Genomic DNA, 7,587 nt, shown 5'->3' with positions numbered 1-7,587 from the left:
GGGGCGGTGAAGATCATCTCGCCGATGGACGGCACCCCCGCCGCCCGCGCCCGCCTGCAGCCCGGCGACTACATCACCGCCATCGACGGCCAGTCTATCCTCGGCCTCTCCCTGAATGACGCGGTGAAGCAGATGCGCGGCGCCGTCGGCGCGCCCATCACCCTGACCATCGCGCGGGAGAAGACCGATCCCTTCACCGTCAAGCTGACCCGCGAGGTCATCGACATCAAGTCGGTCACCCACCGCCTGATCGGCGACTACGGCTACCTGCGCCTGGCCGGCTTCGACGAGAAGACCGGGCCCGGGACCGCCGCGGCGATCAAGGACATGGAGAGCAAGGACCCGCACCTGAAGGGCCTGGTGCTGGACCTGCGCAACAACCCCGGCGGCCTGGTGGACCAGGCGGTGGACGTGGCGGGCGACTTCCTGAACGGCGGCGAGGTGGTGTCCCAGCGCGGGCGCGATGCGCGCGACATCACCCGCTACAATGCCAAGTCGCAAGGCGACATGCTGCACGGCATGCCCGTCGTGGTGCTGATCAACGGCGGTTCGGCCTCGGCCTCGGAGATCGTGGCCGGCGCCATGAAGGACCGCCATCGCGCCGCGATCATCGGCCTGACCAGCTTCGGCAAGGGCTCGGTCCAGACCGTGATCCCGCTGCACGGCGGGGCGGACGGGGCGCTGAAGCTGACCACCGACCGCTACTACACGCCGTCGGGCGGCTCGATCCAGAAGACCGGCATCGCGCCGGACCTGTTCGTGGCGGAGACCAAGCGCCAAGCTGAGGGCGTGTTCGACGCGGCGATGCAGTACACCGAGGCGACCTTCCACAACGCGCTGGACGCCCAGGAGGGCAAGACCCGCTTCCTGCCCACCTCGATCGAAATCCCCGCCCCGCCGCCCGGCTTGCAGAAGGCCTCGCTGAAGAGCGACGCGGACGAGGACGAGCCCCCCGCGGCGAAGGCCGCGACCGGCAAGCCGGACGACGCCGAGGACTTCCAGCTGCAGAGGGCCCTGGCGGTGCTCCGCTACGGCTCGGTCCAGGCGGCGGAGCAGGCCTCGCCCACCGGCGTCTACACCCGGCCGACGCCCAAGTTCCAGACCGCTCAGGCGACACGCACCATCGCCGCGCCCGGTGCGGCGAGCCAAGTCGCCAAGACCAAGCCGGCCACCGACACCGCGCCCGCCGAGCAGGTGGGAGCGCCTTCGAAGGCGGCTCCGTTGGGCGGCGCTCCGCTTCGGCCCTGAGCCGCCGCCATGGCCGAGGTGACGGACAACACCGCCCGGGGCCGCTTCGAACTGACGGAAGCGGGCGAGGTGGCGTTCGCCGACTACAGGCGCGACGTGGGACGGCTGGTCATCCCCCACGTCGAGGCGCCCATCTCCCTCCGCGGAACGGGTGCGGCCGGGCGGCTGATGAAGGGGGTGCTCTCGATCGCGCGCCGGGAAGGGCTGCAGGTGGTCCCGCTGTGCAGCTACGCGGCCGCCTACATCCGCCGCAACGCCGAACATCAAGACCTTCTGGGCTGAGCTTCGCGCCTAGGCCGGCCTGCACCTCTTCTTAACTGCGTTCGTTCACCTTCCGGCCATGACGCCAAGGCCCGGCGTCCGCATCGTCAACGCCGGTCATGTTCGCACGCCGCTCCTTCGCTTCCCTGCCCTCGCCGCCCGCAGACGCAGGCGCGACCCTGCCGTCGTGGCTGACCCAGCTGACCAACCCCTATGTCGGCGCCGGCGCCGCGGCCGGCCTGATGGCGGTGGCCGCGGGCGCCCTGGTGCTGTTCGCCGGCGATCCCCATGCCGGCGCCCCTTCGGTACGCCTCGCCCTGGCCGCGCCAACGCCCAGGGACTTTGGCGCGCTCCACCCCGCGCCGTCCGCCCCCGTGCTGCTGGACAGCCTGCAGCCGGGGCAGGAAGCGCTGGTCCCCGACGGCGCCCAGGCCCAGATCACCCTGCCCCAGGGCGGCAGCGTCTCCGGCGCCTCCAGCGCCCTGTCGCTTACGCCTGGCGCGCCGCTCGCCAGCCCCGCGGACGCCGCACCGCCCAAGCCGCAGAGCCCGCCCCTGGCCATCGCCCCGATCACGGGCTTGAGCGCGCCCGGTCCGACCGGCTCCCTCCCCATCATCGCCCGCGATGGCCGCACGCCGGCCCAGGCCTATGCGCGGCCGTTCCACGACACCGGCAAGCCGCGCATCGCCCTGGTCATCGGCGGCCTCGGCCTGAACAGCGCCGCCACCAAATCCGCGATCGAGCGGCTGCCGCCCGAGGTGACCCTCTCGTTCGTGCCCTACGCCGACAACCTGCAGGGCTGGATCGACCTGGCGCGTGCCAACGGCCACGAGGTGCTGCTGGAAGTGCCCATGGAGCCCACCGACTATCCCAACAACGACCCCGGTCCCCAGACGCTGATGGCCAACGCCGCCCCGGCCGAGACGGTGAAGCGACTGGACTGGCTGCTGTCGCGGGCCAGCGGCTACTTCGGGGTGGCCAACTACCTCGGCGGCAAGTTCGTGACCTCCGAGCCTGCCATGGCCGCCTTCACCAGCCAGCTGAAGGCGCGAGGCCTGGCCTTCGTGGACGATGGATCGGCCTCGGGGCGGGGCTCAGGCGTTCCGCGCGCCTCGGCCTCGGCGGTGGTGGACGAACAGCTCGCCGCCGACAGCATCGACCACGCCCTGCTGGGGCTGGAGGCCTCAGCCCTGCAGCACGGCTCCGCCGTCGGCTCGGGCTTCGCCTATCCCGTGACCGTGGAGCAGGTCACCCGTTGGGCGCAAGGGCTGGTGGGCCGCGGTTATCAGCTGGCCCCAGCTTCGGCGGTGACGCGGCGGTGAGCGACGGCTTTGCAGCGCCGCAGCCGGGCCCGGCGCCTTTCGCGCGTTGCGGCGTTCAGGCTTGCGACGCGCGCGCGTGGATGCTCCAAACCGGGTCCGCACCGCGGCGTGTGATGAGGACCTGAGATGAGCACCTTCGACAGACCCCGCCAGATCATCGAGTTCTGCCTGAAGCCGCTGGACCTCGATCCCAAGTCGGAAGCCTACCGCGAGACCGCACGGCGCCTGGAGCACGTCATCAAGACACTGCAGCTCGCCGCCGGCCCGTCCTCCGCGCCCGTCGCCGTCGATTTCTCCCGCATGCCGACCCTGACCATCAACGAGGCGGCGCACGGCGACGACTGAGGCCGTGTCCCTTGGCGAGCACGACCCGCGCTACCGCCGCAATGTCGGCATGGTGGTGTTCAACGCCGAGGGCCGGGTCTGGCTCGGCCGGCGCGGCGGTGTGGCGCCGCCCCTGAACTGGCAGTTTCCACAGGGGGGCGTGGACGCCGGCGAGGACCTCCGGAGCGCGGCGCTGCGGGAGCTGCAGGAGGAGACCGGGATCACCTCGGTCACCCTGCTGGACCAGACGCCGGCCTGGATCACCTACGACTTCCCGCCCGAGATCGTCGGGCGCGGGCGGGGGTACATCGGCCAGGCCCAGGCCTGGTTCGCCTTCCGCTTCGCCGGCGAGGACGCGGAGATCGACCTCGGCGTCCACACCCATCCCGAGTTCGACGCCTGGCGCTGGGCGAGCCTGGACGAGGCGCTGGAGACCATCGTCGCCTTTAAGCGCGCGGCCTACGAGCAGGTGGTGGACGCGTTCCGCCCCTGGGCGGCGCCGCTGCCAGCCTGAGGCCTACTCCCGCCGCAGCAGGGTCTCCGTAAGCAACGAGCCGATCACCCCGGCGTCGAAGTCGCGGCGCAGCGCGTCATGGTCGTAGGCGTCGCTGTTTACCCAGTCCAGCAGGCTCAGGCCCCGCGGCTCCCCCTCGGCGAAGTAGCGCTCGAACATGTAGTCGAGCACTCCCGTCTTACCCTGGCGGATGTGCAGGGTGCGAAGGCCGAGCTGGTCCTTGACCGCCTGGCGCAGCGGCTGGCCGAGGTGCAGGTGGGCGTAGAGCACGCTCATCAGCCCCGCCCGGTCTGCGCCGGACTTGCAGTGCATGAGGGCGGGGTAGCGGATCGTGCGGAACATCTCCGCCGCCGCGTTCACCTGCGCCCGCGACGGCGCGTCCCGGGACGCCACGGCGAAGTTCACCAGCTCCAGCCCAAGCCTTCCGCAGGCCTCGCGCTCCAGGACGTAGAAGCCGGTCTCGTAGCCGCCGCCCCGCAGGTTGACGACGGTCGATAAGCCCTGGTCGCGCCACCAGCGCAGCTGGAACGGCCAGGGCTGGTTCGTGCGCACGAGCTCCGACCCCACCCAGTGGGCGTTCTGGAAGCCGAGCCTCAGATAGGCGTGATCGTTCCACAGCAGGTCGCGATAAGCGCGCGCACGACCGGCGAAGCTGGAGAGGTCGTATCCAGGCGCATGCATCACGCGCCTAGCTAGGGGCCGCGGACGCGCCTGGGAAGCCCGTCGGCGCCGCGGCGGATTTGGCGCATCCTCAAGCCTGCGCCGCCCGCAAGCTTGACACGCCTCGCCCGCAGACCCACCCCACGCCCATGACCGCGCCCACGAAGGAGGCGCCGGGCGCCTCTTCGGAACGCGCCCTGGCGCTGCGCATGTTCCGGACCTATCTGGCGCCGCGTTGGAAGGGCCTGGCGCTGGCCATGGCGCTGGCGGTGTTCGGGGGCGTGCTGACGGCGGTGCTCACCGGCATCCTGAATCCGGTGGTGCGCCACATCTTCGAGGAGAAGCGGGCGGCAAGCCTGATCCGCCTGCCGCTGATCATCCTGGCCCTGGCGCTGGTGCGCGGCGTCGCCCAGACCCAGCAGGCCTGGATCACCAACCGCATCGGCCACCGCATGGTGGGCGCCATCCAGCTGGAGCTGTTCGGCAAGCTGATCCGCGCCGACCTGGCCCGGCTCAGGAAGGCCCATTCCGGCTCCTACGTCTCCTCGGTGCTCTACGACGCCGGGCTGATCCGCGAGGGCGCCACCACGGGCATCGTCAATTACACGCAGGCCGGGGTGACGGTGATCGCCAACCTGGGCGTCATGGTGGTGCAGGACTGGGTGCTGACCCTGATCGTGCTGGCCTCTGCGCCCGTGCTCTCCTGGGTGCTGGCGCGGTTCCGCAGCTCGACCCGCAAGGCGGCGGAGGGGGCGATGGCGGAGACCTCGGCCCTGTCCACCGCCGTCATGGAGAGCCTGGACGGCGTCAAGCTGATCAAGCTCGACAACCGCGAGGTCTATGAGGAGGGCCGCATCGCCGGCGTGATCGCGCGCCGCCAGGGCCACATCATCAAGGGCGCCAACGCTCGCGCCGCCGCAGCGCCGGTCACCGAGACCGTCACCATGGTGGTGGTCGCCCTGGTGATCGCCTATGCGGGCTTCCGCGCCCAGCACGTGCCGGCGGCGGTGGGCCACGCCTACATCGCCAAGTTCATCACCTTCATCGCCGCCATGCTGGTGGTCTCCCAGAACATGCGCCAGGTGGCCAACCTGCAGACCGTGATCACCGAGGGCCTGACGGCGGCGGGGCGGCTGATGGCGGCCATGGACGTGGAGCCGGAGGTGGTGGACACCGCGGCCAGCCGTCAGCTCCAGCTCACCGACGCCGCCATCCGCTTTGAGGACGTCTCCTTCGCGTATGACGCCGACCCGCCTGCGCTCACAGCCGTGAACCTGGAGGTGCGGCGGGGCGAGACCGTGGCCCTGGTCGGCCCGTCGGGCGGCGGCAAGAGCACCATCCTGAACCTTATCCCCCGCTTCTACGACGTAACGGGCGGGCGGGTGGCGATCGACGGAACCGACGTGCGCGAGGTGTCCATCGCGTCGCTGCGCGACCACATCGCGCTCGTCACCCAGGAGCCCTTCCTGTTCGACGACACCCTGCGCGCCAACATCGTCCACGCCCGCCCCGAAGCCTCGGACACCGAGGTGGAGGCTGCAGCCCGTGCGGCCGCCGCGCACGAGTTCATCATCGCCCTGCCCCAGGGTTACGACACCGTGGTGGGCGAGGCGGGCGCGCGCCTGTCCGGGGGCCAGCGCCAGCGCATCGCCATCGCCCGCGCCTTCCTCAAGGATGCGCCGATCCTGCTGCTGGACGAGGCCACCAGCGCGCTGGACACCGAGAGCGAGGCCAAGGTCCAGGCCGCGTTGCAGCGGCTCATGGCTGGCCGCGCCACCATCCTGATCGCCCACCGCCTCTCCACCGTCCGCGCCGCCGACCGCATCTATGTGATTGAGGCGGGCAGGGTGGTGGAGGTGGGCGACCATGCGGGGCTGAGCGCGCAGGGCGGGCTGTATGCACGGCTGGCGCGCGCGCAGAACCTGGACCTGGTGAAGGTCGCGTCGTGACGTGTCCGCCGTTTATCCTCCCCTGCGCAGCGGGAGAGGGGGACCCTGCGCAGCAGGGTGGAGGGGGCGTCGCCGCCGCTGCGGATCCAAGCTGGGACAAGTCGGCGGCGGCGACGCCCCCCTCACCAGGCTTCGCCTGGTCCCCTCCCCCCGCTGCGCAGGGGGAGAGAAGGTCTACATCGTGAGTCTCAAGGCATTCATCCGCTCGCCGCGGGTCCAGGGCGTCCTCGCCCTGCTGCTCTCCGGCTATCTCGACCTCGCCCTGAAGACCACGCGCTGGCGCTTCGAGAACCGCGGCCCGGCCGACGCCGCCGTGGCGTCCCCGAAGGGCATCATCGGCTGCTTCTGGCACGGCCGCATCCCGCTCGGCCCCGCCTGCCGCGAGGTGCTGGCCCACAAGCCCCGCAAGGTGATCATGTCGCTCTCGCCGGACGGCGAGTTCATCGTGCGCACCATGGAGCGGCTGAGCTTTCCCGCCATCCGCGGCTCCTCCTCGCGCAAAGGCGACGCCGCCAACGCCAAGGGCGGCGCCGGCGCGATGATGGACAGCGTGCGGTTCCTGCGCTCCGGCGGCGTGGTGGCCATCACGCCGGATGGCCCCCGCGGCCCGGCGGAGCAGATGGCCGCGGGGGCGGTGACGCTGGCCCGGGTGTCCGGCGCGCCGGTCTTCCTGTTCGGCCTGCACTGCCGGCCGGGCTTCCAGCTGGACAGCTGGGACCGCACCCTGTTCCCGCTGCCGTTCGGCCGCGGCGCGGTGGTGTTCGACGGGCCGCTCCACGCGCCGCGCGATGCGGACGAGGCGGCGTGCGAGGCCCTGCGGCTCGACTGGCAGGCGCGCCTCACCGCCGCCAATTCCCGCGCCGCCGCGCTGCTGGGGTGAGCCTCGCCCTCGCCGCCTACCGCGCGGCCACAACCCTGCTGGAGCCCCTGGCGCCCGCCCTGCTCCGCGCCCGGATGCGCCGCGGCAAGGAGGACCCCGCCCGCCTGCCCGAGCGGCTGGGCATAGCGTCGGCGCCGCGACCGCCGGGGCGGCTGGTCTGGCTGCATGGGGCGAGCGTGGGGGAGGGGCTGTCCCTGCTGCCTCTGGTGCAGGCGCTCGCCGCCGCCGACCCGGCGCTGAACCTGCTGGTGACCTCGGGCACGCGCACCTCGGCGGAGCTGCTCGGCCGCCGCCTGCCGCCCGGAGCCTTTCATCAGTTCGCCCCTGTCGACGGCCCCCGCGCCACCGCCTGCTTCCTGCAGCACTGGCGGCCGGACCTGGCGGTGTTCGCCGAGAGCGAGCTGTGGCCGAACCTGATCCTGGGCGCCC

Annotated in this window: 9 protein-coding genes; 8 read left to right on the top strand and 1 reads right to left on the bottom strand. The window is 71.9% G+C overall.

Annotated features, from left to right (window positions below):
* The 5 genes from HUV06_RS13230 to HUV06_RS13210 all read left to right on the top strand — a co-directional run.
* On the top strand, window positions 1-1,248 hold a 1,248-nt coding region (locus HUV06_RS13230; RefSeq protein ID WP_174301725.1), incomplete at its 5' end, for a S41 family peptidase.
* Window positions 1,249-1,257: 9 nt separating this feature from the next.
* Window positions 1,258-1,530, top strand: a complete 273-nt coding sequence (locus HUV06_RS13225; RefSeq protein ID WP_174301724.1) for a GNAT family N-acetyltransferase — start codon at window positions 1,258-1,260, stop codon at window positions 1,528-1,530.
* 98 nt (window positions 1,531-1,628) lie between these two features.
* Window positions 1,629-2,831, top strand: a complete 1,203-nt coding sequence (locus HUV06_RS13220) for a divergent polysaccharide deacetylase family protein (protein WP_174301723.1) — start codon at window positions 1,629-1,631, stop codon at window positions 2,829-2,831.
* Between the two features lie 126 nt (window positions 2,832-2,957).
* On the top strand, window positions 2,958-3,176 hold the full coding sequence (locus HUV06_RS13215; RefSeq protein WP_174301722.1) for a hypothetical protein: 219 nt from the start codon (window positions 2,958-2,960) through the stop codon (window positions 3,174-3,176).
* Between the two features lie 4 nt (window positions 3,177-3,180).
* On the top strand, window positions 3,181-3,669 hold the full coding sequence (locus HUV06_RS13210; RefSeq protein WP_256430074.1) for an RNA pyrophosphohydrolase: 489 nt from the start codon (window positions 3,181-3,183) through the stop codon (window positions 3,667-3,669).
* A 3-nt stretch (window positions 3,670-3,672) separates the two neighbouring features.
* On the opposite strand, the gene HUV06_RS13205 is transcribed toward HUV06_RS13210, so the two are convergent.
* On the bottom strand, window positions 3,673-4,350 hold the full coding sequence (locus tag HUV06_RS13205) for a tyrosine-protein phosphatase (RefSeq protein WP_174301721.1): 678 nt from the start codon (window positions 4,348-4,350) through the stop codon (window positions 3,673-3,675).
* Between the two features lie 128 nt (window positions 4,351-4,478).
* Between HUV06_RS13205 and HUV06_RS13200 the strand changes: the two genes are divergently transcribed.
* The 3 genes from HUV06_RS13200 to HUV06_RS13190 form a co-directional block, all read left to right on the top strand.
* The gene (locus HUV06_RS13200; RefSeq protein WP_174301726.1) at window positions 4,479-6,278 is read left to right on the top strand and encodes an ABC transporter ATP-binding protein; all 1,800 of its coding nucleotides are present in this window, start codon (window positions 4,479-4,481) and stop codon (window positions 6,276-6,278) included.
* Between the two features lie 181 nt (window positions 6,279-6,459).
* Window positions 6,460-7,158: a lysophospholipid acyltransferase family protein gene (locus HUV06_RS13195; protein WP_174301720.1), complete on the top strand. Its 699-nt coding sequence runs from the start codon at window positions 6,460-6,462 to the stop codon at window positions 7,156-7,158.
* Window positions 7,155-7,587, top strand: a 433-nt coding sequence (locus tag HUV06_RS13190) for a 3-deoxy-D-manno-octulosonic acid transferase (RefSeq protein ID WP_305793643.1), incomplete at its 3' end; no start/stop codon positions are given. The genes HUV06_RS13195 and HUV06_RS13190, both read left to right, overlap by 4 nt.

The sequence above is a fragment of the Caulobacter sp. S45 genome (genome assembly GCF_903642205.1).
GTDB lineage: Bacteria > Pseudomonadota > Alphaproteobacteria > Caulobacterales > Caulobacteraceae > CAHJWH01.
Note: the sequence above shows the minus strand (reverse complement) of the source record. Positions and strands in the feature narration are given on the sequence as shown.

Excerpts from the sequence above, each read along its gene's own strand:
- HUV06_RS13225 (WP_174301724.1), top strand. The coding sequence starts at position 1,258 with ATGGCCGAGGTGACGGACAACACCGCCCGGGGCCGCTTCGAACTGACG.
- HUV06_RS13220 (WP_174301723.1), top strand. The coding sequence starts at position 1,629 with ATGTTCGCACGCCGCTCCTTCGCTTCCCTGCCCTCGCCGCCCGCAGAC.
- HUV06_RS13215 (WP_174301722.1), top strand. The coding sequence starts at position 2,958 with ATGAGCACCTTCGACAGACCCCGCCAGATCATCGAGTTCTGCCTGAAG.
- HUV06_RS13205 (WP_174301721.1), bottom strand. The coding sequence starts at position 4,350 with ATGCATGCGCCTGGATACGACCTCTCCAGCTTCGCCGGTCGTGCGCGC.
- HUV06_RS13200 (WP_174301726.1), top strand. The coding sequence starts at position 4,479 with ATGACCGCGCCCACGAAGGAGGCGCCGGGCGCCTCTTCGGAACGCGCC.